General features: G+C 60.3%; 9 protein-coding genes. 1 reads left to right on the top strand and 8 read right to left on the bottom strand.

The window, feature by feature from the left end:
• Positions 1 to 115: 115 nt before the first annotated feature.
• The 7 genes from baeR to yegD all read right to left on the bottom strand — a co-directional run bounded on the left by baeR (position 116) and on the right by yegD (position 12,674).
• A complete protein-coding gene (gene baeR / locus ACMGGQ_RS13480) occupies positions 116 to 838 on the bottom strand; it encodes a two-component system response regulator BaeR (protein ID WP_024908120.1) in 723 nt (240 codons plus the stop codon).
• Positions 835 to 2,238, bottom strand: coding sequence for a two-component system sensor histidine kinase BaeS (gene baeS, locus ACMGGQ_RS13475; protein ID WP_039025016.1), 1,404 nt, complete (start codon positions 2,236 to 2,238; stop codon positions 835 to 837). The genes baeR and baeS overlap by 4 nt, the downstream gene beginning before the upstream one ends.
• Entirely contained in the window at positions 2,235 to 3,650 is a 1,416-nt protein-coding gene (locus ACMGGQ_RS13470) for an MFS transporter (protein ID WP_420290158.1), read from the bottom strand. The genes baeS and ACMGGQ_RS13470 overlap by 4 nt, the downstream gene beginning before the upstream one ends.
• Complete coding sequence (mdtC, locus tag ACMGGQ_RS13465; RefSeq protein WP_048224040.1) at positions 3,651 to 6,728, bottom strand: multidrug efflux RND transporter permease subunit MdtC; 3,078 nt, start codon at positions 6,726 to 6,728, stop codon at positions 3,651 to 3,653.
• On the bottom strand, positions 6,729 to 9,851 hold the full coding sequence (locus ACMGGQ_RS13460; RefSeq protein WP_420290157.1) for an MdtB/MuxB family multidrug efflux RND transporter permease subunit: 3,123 nt from the start codon (positions 9,849 to 9,851) through the stop codon (positions 6,729 to 6,731).
• Complete coding sequence (locus ACMGGQ_RS13455) at positions 9,851 to 11,053, bottom strand: MdtA/MuxA family multidrug efflux RND transporter periplasmic adaptor subunit (protein ID WP_420290156.1); 1,203 nt, start codon at positions 11,051 to 11,053, stop codon at positions 9,851 to 9,853. Before ACMGGQ_RS13455 ends, ACMGGQ_RS13460 begins: the two co-directional genes overlap by 1 nt.
• A 268-nt stretch (positions 11,054 to 11,321) precedes the next feature.
• Positions 11,322 to 12,674 (bottom strand): molecular chaperone, encoded by a 1,353-nt coding sequence (yegD, locus tag ACMGGQ_RS13450; protein ID WP_196365086.1) that lies wholly within the window; start codon positions 12,672 to 12,674, stop codon positions 11,322 to 11,324.
• Positions 12,675 to 12,804: 130 nt separating this feature from the next.
• On the opposite strand from yegD, the gene alkA reads away from it, so the two are divergent.
• Complete coding sequence (gene alkA, locus ACMGGQ_RS13445; protein WP_420290570.1) at positions 12,805 to 13,683, top strand: DNA-3-methyladenine glycosylase 2; 879 nt, start codon at positions 12,805 to 12,807, stop codon at positions 13,681 to 13,683.
• On the opposite strand, the gene ACMGGQ_RS13440 is transcribed toward alkA, so the two are convergent.
• Positions 13,642 to 16,971 (bottom strand): diguanylate cyclase, encoded by a 3,330-nt coding sequence (locus ACMGGQ_RS13440; RefSeq protein WP_262796452.1) that lies wholly within the window; start codon positions 16,969 to 16,971, stop codon positions 13,642 to 13,644. The two genes, alkA and ACMGGQ_RS13440, sit on opposite strands and share 42 nt — an antisense overlap.
• Between the last annotated feature and the right edge of the window lie 332 nt (positions 16,972 to 17,303).

The following is a 17,303-nucleotide window of genomic DNA, read 5'->3' as shown; positions in this document are numbered from 1 at the left end:
AAGGGGAGATCCCCCACTTTAAGGGCGGGCATTGTAGCGCTGCGGGGCAGGGAGGTAAAGTTATTGTGCCGGGCGGCGGCTTCGCCTTACCCGGCCTGGATTGACCCTCTGCTGGCTAGGCTATTCTGCACGCATCCGCTTCCCAGCGATACCCCACGCCATACACCGCGCGGATAAACGACTGCTCGGCGTCCAGCGCCTCCAGCTTGCGGCGCAGGTTTTTAATGTGGCTGTCGATGGTGCGGTCGGTCACCACGCGGTAATCGTCGTACAGGTGGTTCAGCAGCTGTTCGCGGGAGAAGACTTTTCCCGGCTCGTGGGAGAGGGTTTTCAGCAGGCGGAACTCCGCAGGCGTCAGGTCCAGCAGCTTGCTGCGCCAGCTCGCCTGAAAGCGGCTTTCGTCGACAATCAGCGGGCTTTCGGCGTCCAGCACCTGAAGCTCGCGCTGCGGCCTGCAGCGGCGCAGAATGGTTTTCACGCGGGCGACTACCTCGCGCGGACTGTAGGGCTTGCAGATATAGTCGTCCGCGCCGATTTCGAGCCCCAGCAGGCGGTCAATCTCTTCAATTTTGGCGGTGACCATGACGATCGGGACGTCGGAGAAGCGGCGAATTTCCCGGCACAGGGTCAGGCCATCGGTCCCGGGAAGCATCAGATCCAGCAGGATCAGGTCAGGTGGGGTCTGGCGCACGTACGGCAGCACCTGGTCGCCGTGGCTTATCAGTGACGGGGCATAGCTGGCCGCGCGTAAATAGTCGATCAGCAGCTGTCCCAGCTTGGGTTCGTCTTCGACGATCAAAATGCGCGGCGTGTTTTCGTCAATCGGTAACTCGGTCATACTTCTCTCGATAAATCCCGTTCCAGAGGTAACTCTACTGTAATGCTAACCCCGCCAAAAGGCGAATGGGCGGCACGGATCGTGCCATTATGCGCCTCGACGATGTTAACGCAAATCGCCAGCCCCAGACCGGATCCGCCACTGGCGCGATTGCGGGAGCCTTCGGTACGGTAAAAACGTTCAAACAGTTTTTCCAGCTGCGCGTCCTGCACGCCGGGTGCGGAATCCGCGAAGGTAAGGGCAAAGCGCCCGTTTTCCTGTCTGCCGGAAATCAGCAGCCCGCCGCCGCTGTCGGTATAGCGCAGGCTGTTTTCCAGCAGGTTGTTGAACAGCTGCATCAGCCGATCTTTGTCGCCAAACACCACCGCGCTGTCCGGCAGGGAGAGGTCGATTTTCAGGTTGCGGCTGGCAAAGCGTTCGCGGAAGGCGCCGCTCGCCACCTCCAGCACGTTAATGACGTCTACGGGCGCCTTCTGATAGGCCAGCGCGCCTTCGTCGGACATGGAGAGCTGGTGGAGATCGTCCACCAGCTTGGTGAGCGTGCCCACCTCCGCCTGCAGGGAGGCCACCGATTCGGGCGTAAACTGGCGCACGCCGTCCTGAATGGCCTCGAGCTCGCCGCGCAGCACCGCCAGCGGCGTACGCAGCTCGTGTGAAATATCGGCCATAAAGTCGCGGCGCATCTGCTGGTTTTTCTCGAGCGTGCTGGCGAGCTGGTTAAAGTCCTGCGCCAGCTTGCCCAGTTCGTCCTGGCTGCGGGTATCGACGCGGGTGGTGAAATCCCCGGCGGCGAGCTTGTGCGTGCCTTCCACCAGGCGTTTCACCGGGGCGAGCAGACCGCGCGCCAGCGGGAAGGTGGCGAGCGCGGCGAGCAGCGTGGAGAGCGCGACAATCAGCCAGCTTGTCCGACGCTGCTGGCGGTCAAAGTTGATGTCGGTGTTGCGCGTCAGGCGCTCCACCGGGGAGGCGATAACCCAGCCAACGGTGGCGTTATTCACTTTAATCGCCCGCCGGGTACCGTCCGGCGGTATCGGCGCGCGCGGCCCAACCAGGGGGCGCATATCCTGGTCGATTACCCAGAACTGGGTGCGCCAGCCGTGCGGCGGCATGCCCGGGCCCGGACGATCGTCGCCGGTATCGTGCTCCAGCGAGCGCAGGATCTGGAAAATAAAGCGATCATTGTTGCGCAGAAAACGCCAGTTGCCGTGCTGGGCGTACTGTTCACTCAGCGCATCGCTCAGTCCCTGCAAACGCTGCTCATTGCCATGCTTGATGTAATCAATAAAGCCGCGCTCGAAGCTGACCCGCACCGCCCAGTGCATGGTGATCAGCAGGACGATACAGGTGGCGAAGATCGCTACAAAGAGCTTGCCGGTAATACCCGGACGCCAGAATTTCATGAGCCACTCCTTTTGCCGCGCCTAATCACGACGTTCTTGCTGGTATCATCCGGCACTCTGGCGAAGATTAAAGCGGGCAGGGCGATGATGATCGCCATGCTGAGGTAGGTATACATAAAGACCTGATGCGCCACCGGCGTGTCGACGCTGAGGTGATGCTGACCGTACATGCCGAGCAGTAACCCCGCAATAGTCACGCCCACGCTCATGGAGAGCTGCATCACCATCGACAGCAGGCTGTTGCCGCTGCTCGCCAGATCGTCCGGCAGGTCTTTTAGCGTCAGGGTATTCATCGACGAGAAGCGCATGGAGTTGATGATCCCCTGGCAGAACAGCACCAGCGGCAGGACGTAGTACCAGCCCATCAGCGCCACGGCCATAAACAGCAGACTGACCAGCGCCAGCCCCAGCGTGGCGGCCACCAGCACGTGTCGATAGCCAAAGCGGTTCACCACCTGCACCACAATGCGCTTCATTCCCATGCTGCCGAGCACCATCGGGATCATCATCAGGCCCGCGTGGAATGGCGAAAAACCCATGCCAATTTGCAGAAAAACGGGCGTCATAAACGGCAGCATCCCGCTGCCGATGCGTCCGGCGAAGCTGCCAGACAGGCCCAGACGGTAAGTGGGGTTTTTAAACAACGCCAGGCTGAACAGCGCCTTGTCGTTTCCTCTGGCGTGCCACAGATACCACAGTATGGCGGTAACACCGAGCGCGATCAGGAGCCCGAGCGTCAGGGGCGAAATCCCCAGTCCTTTTTGCCCGTCGAGCGCCAGGGTAAGCGTGGCCATACCCGCCGCCAGCAGGATAAAGCCAAAGAAATCAAAGCGCCGGGTCTGCATTTTGTAGTTCGGCATCAGCGTCAGGGTGGCCATCGCGCCGATGATGCCTACCGGGAGGTTGATTAAGAAGATCCAGTGCCAGGAGGCGTACTCCACCAGCATGCCGCCCAGCGCCGGGCCCAGCAGCGGCCCCACCTGACCGGGCAGGGTGACAAAGGTCATCGCCGCCATGTACTGCTCGCGCGGCACAATCTTCATCACCGTTAACCGCCCTACGGGCACCATCATCGCCCCGCCGATGCCCTGCAGCACGCGCGCCATGACCAGCTGGTCGAGGGTATTGGCCTGGGCGCAAAACAGCGAGCCGGTGGTAAACAGCACGATGGCGGTAAAGAAGATATTCCGCACGCCGACCTTATCGGCCAGCCAGCCGCTGGCGGGCAGCATCACGGCAACCGTCAGCACGTAGGAGACAATCACCATGTGCATATGCAGCGGGCTCTCCCCCAGGCTTTTCGCCATGGAGGGGAGGGCGGTGTTGACGATGGTCGTATCCAGCGACTGCATAAAGAAGCCGAAGGCGACTATCCATAATTGCCAGCGAACGTTAGCGGGGAGATCTGTCATCTACTCAGTCACCGTGGTTCTGTTTTTACGCGAAAAGCGCAGCCGCAGGCGGTCGAAGAACAGATAGACCACCGGCGTGGTGTACAGCGTCAGCAGCTGGCTCATCACCAGGCCGCCGACAATGGTGATCCCCAGCGGCTGGCGCAGCTCTGAGCCGTCGCCGCCCGAGATCACCAGCGGCAGCGCGCCAAACAGCGCCGCCAGGGTGGTCATCATGATCGGACGAAAGCGCAGCAGGCAGGCCTGGAAGATGGCCTCTTCCGGCGAGAGGTTGCCGTTGCGCTGGGCGTCCAGCGCGAAGTCCACCATCATGATGGCGTTTTTCTTCACGATGCCGATCAGCAGCATGATCCCGATAAGCGCGATAAGGCTGAACGGCGCGCCGAACAGCTCCAGCGCCAGCAGTGCCCCCACGCCCGCCGACGGCAGCGTCGAGAGGATGGTCAGCGGGTGCACGTAGCTCTCATACAGCACGCCCAGCACAATATAGACCGTGGCGATGGCGGCCAGAATCAAAATCACCTGCGAGTTCATCGTCTCCTGGAATACCTGCGCGGTCCCGGCAAAGCTGCCGCGCACGGTAGACGGCACGCCAAGCTGGGTCATCGCGCGGTTGATTGCATCGCTGGCCTCAGACAGTGACGAACCGGCGGGCAGGTTAAAGGAGATGGTCGATGCTGCCGAAAGCCCCTGATGGTTCACCGACAGCGGCGCGTTGGCAGGCTGCCAGCTGGCGAAGTAGGAGAGCGGAATCGCCTTGCCGTCGTTGTTAATCACAAACATTTTGTCCAGGGCGCTGATGTCCTGGGTGTAGCGCGGGTCAACTTCCATCACCACCTTATACTGGTTCATCGGCTGGTAGATGGTGGAGATCTCGCGCTGACCGAAGGCGTTGTTCAGCAGGCTGTTGGCGGCTTCAACGTTGATACCCAGCCGCGACATGGTTTCACGGTCGTAGGTCAGGGCCATCTCGGCGCCGTTGTCCTGCTGATCGGAGTTTACGTCCGCCAGTTGGGGAAGGGCGGCCAGCGCCTTGCGGATCTTCGGCTCCCACTCGCGCAGGGCAGCCAAATCGTCCGAGAGTAACGTGTACTGATAGCTGGCGTTCGCTTGTCGCCCGCCGACGCGGATATCCTGAACGGCCATCAAAAACAGGTTTGCCCCCGGCTCTTTGGCGAGCTTCACCCGCAGGCGGTCAATCACCTGCTGGGCGGTTTCGTTGCGCTCGCCGCGCGGTTTCAGGGTAATAAACATCATCCCGCTGTTGACGCGCGACCCGCCGGTAAAGCCGGTCACGTTATCCACGGCTTTGTCTTCCCGAATGATCTTCATAAAGTCCTGCAGCTTGCCGCGCATGGCCTGGAAAGAAATGCTCTGGTCCGCCTGAATTCCGCCCATCAGCACGCCGGTGTCCTGCTCCGGGAAGAAAGTTTTCGGGATGGTGATATACATCCACACGTTGAGCACGATGGTGCCTATCAGCACCAGGCCGACCAGACGCGTATGGTTCAGCACCCACTTCAGCGATTTACCGTAGCCTTCCTGCATTGCCATCAGGAAACGGCCAAAGCCTTTGCGGCGCGGCTGCGAGTGCGGTTTGCTGCGCTTGAGCATCCAGCCGCACATCATTGGCGTCAGCGTTAGGGAGATCGCCAGCGAAATGCCGATCGCGACGGAGAGGGTGACGGCAAACTCGCGCAGCAACCGGCCCGGCAGCCCGCCCATCAGCAGCAGCGGCAGGAACACCGCCACCAGCGACAGGCTCATGGAGAGCACTGTAAACCCCACCTCGCGCGTGCCCTGCAACGCAGCCTGCAGCGGCTTCACGCCCGCTTCCAGATGGCGGGAGATGTTCTCCAGCACCACGATGGCGTCATCCACCACGAAGCCCGTCGCAATCGTCAGGGCCATCAGCGACAGGTTGTTGAGGCTAAACCCGCACAGATACATGGCGGCAAAGGTACCGATCAGCGAGACCGGCACGGCCACCGCCGGGATCAGCGTCGCGCGGCCAGAGCGCAGGAACAGGAAGACCACCAGGATCACCAGCGCGACGGAGATCACCAGCGTTTGCTCCACCTCTTCCAGCGAGGCGCGAATGGTCGGGGAGCGATCCTGGGCAATTTGCAGATCGATTGCTGCCGGGATGGTCTCCTGCAGGTCCGGAAGACGGGCGCGAATGCTGTTCACCGTCTCAATAATGTTGGCCTCCGGCAGCTTGCGGATCATCAGCAAAATCGCCGGTTTGGCGTTGGTCATCCCGGCGTTGCGCACGTCCTGCACCGAGTCGGTGACGCTGGCCACGTCGCTTAAGCGCACCGCCGCACCGTTGTTATAGTGAATGATGAGCGGTTGATATTCCGCCGCGGTTTTCAGCTCGTCGTTGGTGTGGATCTGCCAGCGGTGGCTGTTATCCTCAATCGCCCCCTGCGGTTTACGCACGTTGGCGTTGCTGATGGCGGAGCGCACGTCATCCAGCGACACGCCCTGGTTAAACAGCGCCTGCGGGTTTAACCCCACGCGCACGGCGGGCAGGGAACTCCCACCGACGCTCACGTCGCCGACGCCGTTAATTTGTGAGATTGTCTGCGCCAACTGGGTAGACGCAAAATCGTACAGCTGCCCCTGCGAGTAGGTATCCGAGGTCAGCGTCAGGATCATGATCGGCGCGTCGGACGGGTTGGCCTTGCGGTAGGTCGGACGGCTCGGCATCCCGCTCGGCAGCAGGCTCTGTGCGGCGTTGATGGCCGCCTGCACGTCGCGCGCCGCGCCGTTGATATCCCGGTCGAAGCTGAACTCCAGAATAATGCGCGTGCTGCCCAGCGAGCTGCTGGAGGTCATCTCGTTGACCCCCGCAATCCGCCCGAGCGAACGCTCCAGCGGCGTGGCAACGGAAGAGGCCATGGTTTCCGGCGAGGCGCCCGGCAGCGAGGCGCTGACCATGATCACCGGGAAATCTACCTGCGGCAGGGGCGCCACCGGCAGCAGCCGGAAGCCCAGCACGCCGCAGAGGGTAATGGCGAGCGAGATTAATATCGTCGCCACCGGGCGATAAATGAAGAGGGCGAAAAACTTCACTTATGCCTCCTCTTCACGTTTCGGGAAGCGGCTTTTGGTCCACAGCGCCAGGCGGTCAAACAGCAGGTAGATCACCGGCGTGGTGAACAGCGTCAGCACCTGGCTCACCAGCAGACCGCCGACCATGCCGATACCCAGCGGTCGGCGCAGCTCCGCGCCGACGCCGGTGCTCAGCATCAGCGGCAGCGCGCCCAGCAGGGCGGCCAGCGTGGTCATCAGGATGGGACGAAAACGCAGCAGGCAGGCCTGGAAAATCGCATCGCGCGGCGACATGCCCTGCTCGCGCTCGGCGGCCAGGGCAAAGTCGATCATCATGATGGCGTTTTTCTTCACGATCCCGATAAGCAGGATGATGCCGATGATGGCAATCACGTCCAGCTCGCTGCCCGCCAGCATTAATGCCAGCAGTGCCCCCACGCCCGCCGTCGGCAGGGTAGAGAGGATGGTGATCGGGTGGATAAAGCTTTCGTACAGCACGCCGAGCACGATGTACATCGCCACGACCGCCGCGACGATCAGCCAGATGGTGTTACCCAGCGCGGCCTGAAACGCCAGGGTGCTGCCCTGGAACTGGGTCTGAATGTCGGACGGGAAGCTGAGATCTTTCTCAGCCGCCTGAATGGCCTCCACGGCTTCGCCGAGTGAATAATTGTCCGGCACGTTAAAGGAGATGGTGGTGGACGGGAACTGATCCAGATGGTTAATCGACAGCGGGGTATAGCGTTCTTCCACCGTGGCGATAGCGCTCAGCGGCACAATGCCGCCATCTTTGCTGGTCAGGCGCACCGAGTCCAGCCCCGCCAGGCCGGGCGTATTTTCGGTGTTGTGCTCCAGCACCACGCGGTATTGGTTCGCCTGGGTGTAGATGGTGGAGATCAGGCGCTGACCGAAGGCGTTGTACAGGGCGTTATCCACGTCCGCCATGGTAATACCCAGACGGCTGGCGGCGTCGCGGTTGACGTTCACATACGCCGCCAGGCCCTTGTCCTGCCAGTCGCTGCTGACGTCCGAGAGCTGCGGCAGGGTTTTGAGTTTATCCACCAGCTGCGGCACCCAGGTGCTGAGCGCGTCCAGCGAGGTGGCCTGCAGCGTGAACTGGTACTGCGTGCGGCTGACCTGGGTATCGATGGTCAAATCCTGAATCGGCTGCAGGTAAAGCTCAACGCCCGGCACGCGGGCCACGGCGTTTTGCAGCCGCTCAATGACGGCGTTGACGCGATCGTCGCGCTCATCCAGCGGCTTGAGGTTGATCTGCAGGCGCGCGCTATTGAGCGACGGGTTGGTGCCGTCGACGCCCACGTAGGAGGTCAGGCTCTCGACCGCCGGATCTTTCATAACAATCTCAGACACCTGCTGCTGGCGCTGCGCCATATTGGCGAAGGAGACCGACTGCGGGGCCTGAAGCGTGCCCTGAATAATGCCGTTGTCCTGGATGGGGAAGAAGCCTTTCGGAATGAAAATCCACAGCATCACGCTGAGCGCCAGCGTGCCGAGCGCCACGCCGAGCGTCGCCCACGGGTGGTTAAGGACTTTCGTCAGCACGCGACCGTAGGCGGCAATAATGCGCTCGAACATGCGCTCGGAGGCGCGCGAGAAGCGGTTTTGTTTGCGCAGCGACTCGTGGCTCAGCATGCGGGCGCACATCATCGGCGTCAGGGTCAGCGATACCACCGCGGAGATCAGAATGGCGACCGCCAGCGTGACGGCAAACTCGCGGAACAGCCGCCCGACAATATCGCCCATAAACAGCAGCGGGATCAGCACCGCAATCAATGAGAAGGTCAGCGAGATAATGGTAAAGCCGATTTCACCTGCGCCTTTCAGCGCAGCGGCCAGCGGTTTTTCGCCTTTCTCGATATAGCGCGAGATGTTCTCGATGACGACGATGGCATCATCCACCACGAACCCGGTGGCGATGGTGAGCGCCATCAGCGTCAGGTTGTTGATCGAAAAATCGAGGAACACCATCACCGCAAAGGTGCCGACCAGCGAGAGCGGTACGGCGACGGCGGGAATAATGGTCGCCGGAACGTTGCGCAGGAACAGATAAATGATCATCACCACCAGTGCAATCGCCAGCATTAGCTCAAACTGGGTGTCGGTGACCGATGCGCGAATGTTGGTGGTGCGGTCGGAGAGCACCTTCACGCTGACTGACTTCGGCAGGCTTTCGATCAGCTGCGGCAGCATGGAGCGGATGCTGTCGGCGGTTTCGATGATGTTAGCACCCGGCTGGCGTTGCACGTTCATCACGATCGCCTGCTGCTTGTTGGCCCATGCCCCCAGCCAGCTGTTCTCCGCGCCTTGTTCTACGGTCGCCACGTCGCCCAGACGCACTGGCGCGCCGTTCTGGTAGGCGATAATCAGCTGACGATATTCGTCGGCGGACTGCATCTGGTCGTTCGCCGAGAGCGTCACGGCGCGGGTTGGGCCGTCCAGCGAGCCCTTCGCCGAGTTGACGTTCGCGTTGCTGATGGCGCTGCGGATGGTTTCGCTGGTGAGCCCCAGCGCGGCAATGGCCTGCGCGTTCAGCTTGACGCGCACCGCCGGGCGCTGGCCGCCCGCGAGGGTGACGAGGCCAACGCCGGAGACCTGAGAAATTTTCTGCGCCACGCGCGTTTCGACCATGTCTTCGACCTGGGTCATCGGCATGGCGGAGGAGGTGACGGCAAGCGTCATGATCGGCGGATCTGCCGGGTTCACCTTGCTGTAGACCGGTGGGTTAGGCAGGTCTGACGGCAGCAGATTGGTAGCGGCGTTGATGGCGGCCTGCACTTCCTGCTCGGCGACATCCAGTGACAGCGTCAACTGGAACTGCAGCGTCACGACGGATGCCCCGCCAGAACTCTGGGAGGACATCTGTTTTAGCCCCGACATCTGGCCGAACTGGCGCTCCAGCGGGGCGGTAATGGCGGACGTCACCACGTCCGGGCTGGCCCCGGGATAGAGGGTGACAACCTGAATCGTTGGGTAATCCACCTCCGGCAGCGCCGAGACGGGCAGGAAGCGATAGCCGATAATCCCGGCGAGCAGGATCGCCACCATCAGCAGCGTGGTGGCGACAGGACGGAGGATAAACAGGCGTGACGGCCCACCTGTAGAGCCCGGCGGCAGCACCTGCATCAGGAGGTCGCTCCCTGTTTCGCAGGTTCAACCACTTCCACTTTGGCCCCTTCGGTCAGACGGTCAATGCCGTCGGTGACCACGCGGTCGCCTGCGGAAAGCCCGGCGCTGATGACCACCGTCTGGCTGTCCTGAATTCCGGTTTTTACGAGATGCTTGCTGACTTTATTGTCGCTGTTAAGCACCCAGACAAAGTTACCTTCATTACCCATCTGCAGTGCAGCGGTGGGGATCACCACCGCGTTCTCTTCGGTGGCGACCAGCATGCGTGCATTGACGAACTGGTTCGGGAAGAGGGCATCGTCCTGGTTATTAAAGCGCGCCTTCAGCTTGATGGTGCCGGTGGTGGTGTCGATCTGGTTATCCAGACTGAGCAGGGATCCTTCACTCAGTTTCTGCTTGTTGGTGCGGTCCCAGGCTTCCACTACCAGGCCTTTACCGGCTTTTTGCGCCTGCATGACGGTCGCGATATCGCTTTCCGGCAGGGTAAAGACTAAATCAATCGGGTGGGTCTGGGTGATCACCACGATGCCCGTGGTGTCGCCGCTGGAGATTTGGTTGCCGATATCGACCTGCTTCAGGCCGACGCGTCCGTCAATCGGCGCGGTGATGCGGCTCCAGTCCAGCTGCAGTTGGGCGCTGGCCACGGCGGCTTCGTCTGCTTTGATGGTGCCCTGCGTTTCGCTGACCAGCGACTGCTGGGTATCCAGCTCCTGACGGGACACCAGATTCGTTTTCACCAGTTGCTGGTAGCGGGCTAAATCGCGCCGGGCGTTGGCGAGGGTCGCGTTGTCTTTCGCGAGCTGTCCCTGCGCCTGGGCGAGGGCGACCTTAAACTGGCTCGGGTCGATTTCCGCCAGCAGGTCACCAGCCTTAACCTGCTGACCTTCCTGGAAGTGGATCGCAATGAGCTGGCCGTCGACGCGGCTGCGCACCGTGGCGGTGTTGGCGGCGGTAATGGTCCCGAGACCGGTGAGATAGCGAGGAACGGCTTTATTCACCGCCGTCGCCGCCTGGACCGGCGCCAGCGCGCCGCCACGCATACCGTGTCGCCCTCCGCCCACGGGGCGCTGAGTCTGGCTGGTGGCACCGGCGGGTGCGGCGGAGTTCGCGGATTGGCTGTGCCAGTACCAGGCGGCGGCAAGGGCCACCACAATGATGCCAGCGGCGATTGCCCAGCGGGATTTGTTACTGCCTTTCATCGTTATACGTTCTCATCCTGAATACTTCGGGGAATGATACTAGTTTAGTCAGGCAACACAGCGGAAAAATGGAGGAAATATGGAAGACTGTCGGGAATTGTCTGAGTGTTGCCGGGTGACGCTTCGCTTACCCGGCCTACAAGGTAAATGCGAACGGCAATGGAAGTTGCCGTTTTTGGTGTTTTGTGGGAGATAGCACCAGACCGCACCACAACAACACACGTTTTGTAGGCCGGGTAAGGCGAAGCCGCCACCCGGCACAACCGCACTAGCTAAACATCACCTGCGCCCAGCGTGCCAGACCGGCGGTAACGGAGCCAAAGTCATCACCACCCGCAATCGGAATACCCGGCAGCTGTTCGGCCAGCGCTTTCTTGATCAGCGGTGAACGGGCACTTCCCCCGGTCAGGTAAATCACGTCCGGCTTCTCTTTGCCGTTCTCCAGCGCGAGCTGCACCTGTTCCAGAATGCGCTGTAGCGGCTGGGCAAGCGCCGTCTCCAGCCCGTCCTGCGAAATGGCGGTGGCCAGTTCGTCACTGATAAACGGCAGGGAGACCGCATGCTCAGCGCGGTCGGAAAGGGCGATTTTGCTCTCTTCCGCCGTACGCACCACGCGGTAGCTGAGGCGCTGACGCCACACTTTATAGAGCAGGGCGACTTTCTCGCCATCCTGAGCATCGCGCACCAGATCGTTAAGGAAGCGGCCGTTGGCGGTGCTGTAAAAATCACTCTGTGCCGGCACGTCGTTGATGGCAATCGCGTTCCACCACGGCAGGATCGGCAGCGCGATGCCTTTCTCCGTTTGTCCCCCCATGCCGAGCAGCGGCATCAGGCTCTTGAATGCCAGGGCGATGTCAAGATCGTTCCCGCCTACGCGGCAGCCGCTGTGCCCCAGCAAGCTGTTTTCGCGGTCGCGCCGGTTATGCCACTGCGGCCCCATCAGCAGCAGCGAGCAGTCCGTCGTGCCCCCGCCGATGTCCACGACTAATACGCGCTTCTCTTCCGTCAGCGTGGCTTCGAAGTCCAGCCCTGCGGCAACGGGTTCATACTGGAATACCACGTCGCGGAAGCCTGCGCGGTGCGCCGCGCGTTCCAGGATCCCCTGCGCCTGCTGGTTGGCCTCATCGCCGCCCAGCCCCTGGAAGTTGATCGGACGACCAATCACCGCCTGGGTAATCGCGTCGGAGACCTGCGTCTGCGCCTGGTTGCGGATGTGCAGCATCATCGCACACACCAGGTCTTCGAACAGCGCGACCTGCTGCGGCTTCAGGCCGCTGGCACCGAGGAAGGATTTTGGCGACTTAACGAAATAGACCTCTTCGGGGTCTTCAATGTAGTGTCCGAGCGAGGAGAGGCCGAACTGCACGCTGGACGGCGTAACGTCGATATCTTCCTCGCGGTTGAAGCTGACCGCACGGCGTAACAGCGCCTGGGTTTCCGCCGCCGAAGCCGGAACCTGATGGTGGCGGAACAGCCATTCGCTCACTGCTTCACGCGTCGGTGCGCAGAGCATTGACGGCAGCAGCGTGCTCTCTTTTTCCATTTTCAGGAGCCGTGGCTGCCCGTTTTGCATAATCGCAACCGAGCAGTTTGCCGTACCGTAGTCAAATCCAATAAACACGATGAATCCCCATGCCGGTGAGAAGGGGCGAGACTTTAACGAAATGTCCGCATGGCGACAACAGGAATATGAAAGCAAGGCGAAACAGGACCTTTCCGTTTATGCTGTGAAGAACCCAAAAGGAGAGATGATGTACACCCTGAACTGGCTTCCCCCTTACGACTGGCAGTGGATGTTTGGCTTTCTTGGCGCGCGTGCGGTGACGGGCATTGAAACCGTCACGCACGACTACTACGAGCGCAGTTTTGCCTGCGAGGGACATCAGGGGATCTTCCGCGTGACGCCGGATATCGCAACCCACACGCTGGCCGTGACCCTCAGCCCGGGGTTAATTCCGGTTGCGCAGCCGTGCCTTGAGCGCATCGAACGCCTGTTCGATCTTGCCTGCAATCCGCAGCATATCGCGGAGACGCTGGGCGATCTCGGTGCTGCAAGGCCGGGCTTACGTTTGCCGGGAGCGATGGATGCGTATGAGCAGGGCGTCCGGGCGATTCTCGGACAGCTGGTGAGCGTGGCGATGGCGGCGAAGCTGGCGTCACGCGTGGTGGCGTTATGCGGTGAACCCGTGGCGGATTGTCCAGGCTATCTCTGCTTCCCCACGCCGGAAGCGCTGGCGGCAGCGGACCCGCTGGCGCTGAAAGCGTTGGGCATGCCAGTAAAGCGCGCGGAGTCGCTGATTCATCTGGCGCAGTCGGTTATCGACGGAACATTTCCGCTTTTCCCGCCCGCGAATATAGAAGAGGGGATGAAGGCGCTACAGCAGCGGCCGGGGATAGGGCGCTGGACGGCAAATTATCTGGCCCTGCGCGGCTGGCAGGCGAAAGATGTGTTTCTGCCGGATGATTACCTGATTAAACAACGCTTCTCCGGAATGACGCCCGCGCAAATTCGTCGTTATGCCGAACGCTGGACGCCGTGGCGCTCCTACGCGCTGTTGCATATCTGGTATACCGACGGCTGGGCACCGTCAGTTGATCGCGAAATAACTGGTGTTGAGCAGAAGATCTAATGGCTGCGGCTCGGCGATGGTGTCACCAAAGATAAAATCGATGCCGATACCGGAGAGCGTATCCATCATGATGGGCTGGTTACAGGGGCCTGCAATGGTTTTCATTCCCAGACGCTGGGCGTGGCCCTGAACAATGGTCACCATCATCTCATCCATTAGATTGCCGTACACGTTGGTTACCACCTCCGCATCCAGCATCAGATAGTCGGCCATGTTCGCGGTCAGGTGGGTAAAGACGTTCATATCGCGTCCCACCTGGCTAAAGATCACGCGGCAGCCCGCCTGGCGGAGCTTTTGCAGACCCCGATGCAGGTTCTTATCCGGATTGCACACCACATCGGCAGAGATAACCAGATGCAGCAGACGGCCCGGCATCGGGCTTTTATCCAGCAGGTCAAGCAATTCATCCACCAGCGTCACGCTGGCTAAACCGGCCTCCGAGAGCGGCAGCGCCACACCCATGCCTTTACTGGCGATCTGGGCGGCTGAGGTGCGGAAAAACTCGCTAAAGATTCGCCTGTCGAGGGCGTGCAGAAGCTCTGGCTCCGCCAGGCCCGAGCGGAAGGCATGCTCTTCCTGAACTTCGCCCTGGCTGGTCCACAGGCGTAACGACAGCAGCCAGAAATTACTGCTCTCAGGGATGCGCGGTGAGGCGACGCTGCGGGCAATCATCATCAGATGATTGTCTTTAATCATGTGCCACTGTTCATCAAGCGACATCATGCTGCGCGTGTGGTGATCCCGCTCCTGCTGGGGTTCATACACTGTCACCATGCCACGTCCGCTGTTTTTTGAGGCGTAACAGGCAATGTCCGCCTGCGACATGATCTCCGACGCCTGATGATTATTTTCATCAATCAGCGTGATGCCGGCGCTGGCGCCGATCCGGTGCAGGCGGCCTTCCCACATAAAGTGATAGTCGTTGATGGCATGAATCAGACGACCGGCGATATAGCGCGCGCTTTCCAGGTTGCAGTCCGGTAACAGTAACCCGAACTCGTCCCCGCCCAGGCGCGCCAGCACGTCGCTGGAGCGGAGCATGGTCAACATCAGGGAAGCCAGTTCCCGCAGCAGGGCATCGCCCGCTGCGTGGCCAGCCGTGTCATTGACGGCTTTGAAGCGATCGAGGTCGATAAACACCAGGGCATGACGCTGGCGCGTTTCACGAACGGTCTGCAGGAGGCGTTTAAGATGATTTTCGAAGCTGACCCGGTTAGCCAGATGGGTCAGGGCATCGTGGGAGGCGCTGTAGCTGAGCTGGCGCAGCATTTTGCGCGACTCGGTCACGTCCTGAATCACGATCACCGAGCCGATATTCTGTCCATCCAGCGTGCTGAGCGGCGTAATGCTGTAGTGGATATCAAAATTGCCGCCGGTACGGCAGTTCAGCACCACGTCCTGATCGATATCGGAACGGGACATATCGCCGCTGTGAATATTCTCCATCAGCGGCCCTTTTTCACCAAAGGTGATGTGTAACACCTTCAGGATCGGCTGACCAATAGCTTCGGTCTGCAGCCAGCCGCTCATTTTCTCGGCGACAGGGTTCATAAAGGTGACGTTCATGTTGATATCGGTGCACAGCACTGCTTCACCGATGGAGTCGAGGGTAATGTGCAGACGCTCTTTTTCCTGGAAAAGCGCCTCGTTAAGCTGCTTAACCTCGGTCATGTCCATGTTGATGCCGAGCAGCCGTTCGACTTCCCCCTGCTTATTGAGCACCCGGTTCGCCAGGGAGCGAATATGACGCACGCCTTCCTTCACGCGAATGCGGAATTCCAGCTTAAACGGCAGACGGGAAATCAGAGAGTCCCGCAGCACCTTCTCTGCGTGGGCGCGATCTTCCGGCAGCATCGTGTCGTGCCAGAGCTGCCAGGTGGGCTTGATGTGCGGCGGAATTTCATACAGCTCAAACATCCGCTTATCCCAGCTAATAACGTCGGGTTCCAGATCCCACTCCCAGATGCCGATGCCCCCTGCTTCGTTTGCCAGGGTGATGCGCTCCATCAGGCGTTTATTGACCCACTCTGTCTGCTTCAGGTCGTTAATGTCTTCAATCTGGGCGATAAAATAGAGCGGCGAGCCGTCGGCATGGCGCACCACGGAGACGGCAAGAAGCGCCCAGACCACTTCCCCGTCGCGCGTGTAATAGCGCTTTTCGAGAGTATAGGTATTGATGTCGCCGTTAATGAGCTGTTCGAGCTGCTCCAGGTCGGTATTCAGATCTTCTGGCCAGGTAAGCTGCTGGAAGGTCAGCGACTGGAGCTCCGTCTGGCTGTAGCCGAGGAAATTGCACAGTGCCTTGTTCGCCTGAAGCCATTTTCCTTCGATGCTGACCAGCGCCATACCGATGGCAGAATATTCCATTGCGTTACGAAAACGCTCTTCGCTTTCGGTGATGTGTTTACGCTCGGCGCGGAAGGCATACATCACCATGGTCATCACGTTAGCGGGCAGGAGCAGCATCAGGAACGGCAGCCAGGGGGCGTTCAGCATCGGCCCGGCGTGCTGGGTGGTCAGCGCCAGAGGGTTGCGGGCAATCATCAGCGACACCACCATCACGGTGACCAGAAACACCATGAACGCTTCCATCCGCGGCAGGCGCACGGCGCTCCACATCAGCAGAACGATCACGCAGGTGAAGGGCCACGGCAGCCAGGTGATGGCTGCCCAACTGAGGGCTAACGTCACGGCCAGCGTGGTCAGCGTTTCCAGCAGCAACCGCGGATCGCGGTGGCGCAGCAGATAATGCGGCTTAAACAACAGCCCTAGCGGCACCAGCGCCAGCGCGCCAATCGCTTCTGACAATACCCAGACGAAGAAATTACGCAGGGGCTCTGGGCCGGGGGCCAGCAGGGTCACCAGAATACCGCCCACCAGCGGAGGCACCAGTGCGCTGCCGATGGCCACGCGGATCCAGTCGTTCAGATTCTGCAGCGGGTTGTACCATGGGAGCCATTTGCGCAGAAACAGCGCACCAATAGCGGCCTCAATGACGTTGATCGAAGGATAGATGAGGCTGACCGATCCCCAGGAGAACAGCATCCACGAGGCCAGAACATTGCCGAACGAGCAGGCCAGGGCAATGCCCGGCCACATTTTTCCGGCATGGCGGTAAAACGCCACCATCATAATGGCGGTGGGGAACCAGAGCGGAGCCAGCAGGGTGCCGAAACGGGTGAGTTCCAGCGAAAATAAGGTAAAGATAAAGGTGACCAGGCCCAGACAGACAAGTCGTGTTAAAGGATGTGGGGTAGTCACCAAAACCCGCTGGTATTGTTTATTCATTACCGCTTTATCCAGAGACGCCATGCCGTCAGGGAAGATGTCCGAACGCGTGAATTTGATAATTTGGTTTATGCTAGTACAAACAATTTACAATTCATATGGTGACCGCTCAGAATTTGACACCACAGACTTATTAAATACTTACTCCGTTAAAAAAAACGGTGAAACGGTGAAAAAATGGTCATTTAAATTTCATTCAGGGAATAAGTTGTCACTTTTCGGCCAGTCTCGCAGAACCTGTGCATTCGACTGGTATCACGCCCGCGAAATCCCTATAATTGCCGCGTTTGACGCTCCGGCGTCGTCCTTCCTTAACATCCAGGTTAATCAGG

The organism is Enterobacter sp. BNK-13, from assembly GCF_048685015.1.
Classification (GTDB): Bacteria; Pseudomonadota; Gammaproteobacteria; order Enterobacterales; family Enterobacteriaceae; genus Enterobacter; species Enterobacter quasiroggenkampii.
This window is presented reverse-complemented; position numbering and strand designations above follow the sequence as displayed.

Excerpts from the sequence above, each read along its gene's own strand:
- baeR (WP_024908120.1), bottom strand. The coding sequence starts at position 838 with ATGACCGAGTTACCGATTGACGAAAACACGCCGCGCATTTTGATCGTC.
- baeS (WP_039025016.1), bottom strand. The coding sequence starts at position 2,238 with ATGAAATTCTGGCGTCCGGGTATTACCGGCAAGCTCTTTGTAGCGATC.
- ACMGGQ_RS13470 (WP_420290158.1), bottom strand. The coding sequence starts at position 3,650 with ATGACAGATCTCCCCGCTAACGTTCGCTGGCAATTATGGATAGTCGCC.
- ACMGGQ_RS13460 (WP_420290157.1), bottom strand. The coding sequence starts at position 9,851 with ATGCAGGTGCTGCCGCCGGGCTCTACAGGTGGGCCGTCACGCCTGTTT.
- ACMGGQ_RS13455 (WP_420290156.1), bottom strand. The coding sequence starts at position 11,053 with ATGAAAGGCAGTAACAAATCCCGCTGGGCAATCGCCGCTGGCATCATT.
- alkA (WP_420290570.1), top strand. The coding sequence starts at position 12,805 with ATGTACACCCTGAACTGGCTTCCCCCTTACGACTGGCAGTGGATGTTT.
- ACMGGQ_RS13440 (WP_262796452.1), bottom strand. The coding sequence starts at position 16,971 with ATGAATAAACAATACCAGCGGGTTTTGGTGACTACCCCACATCCTTTA.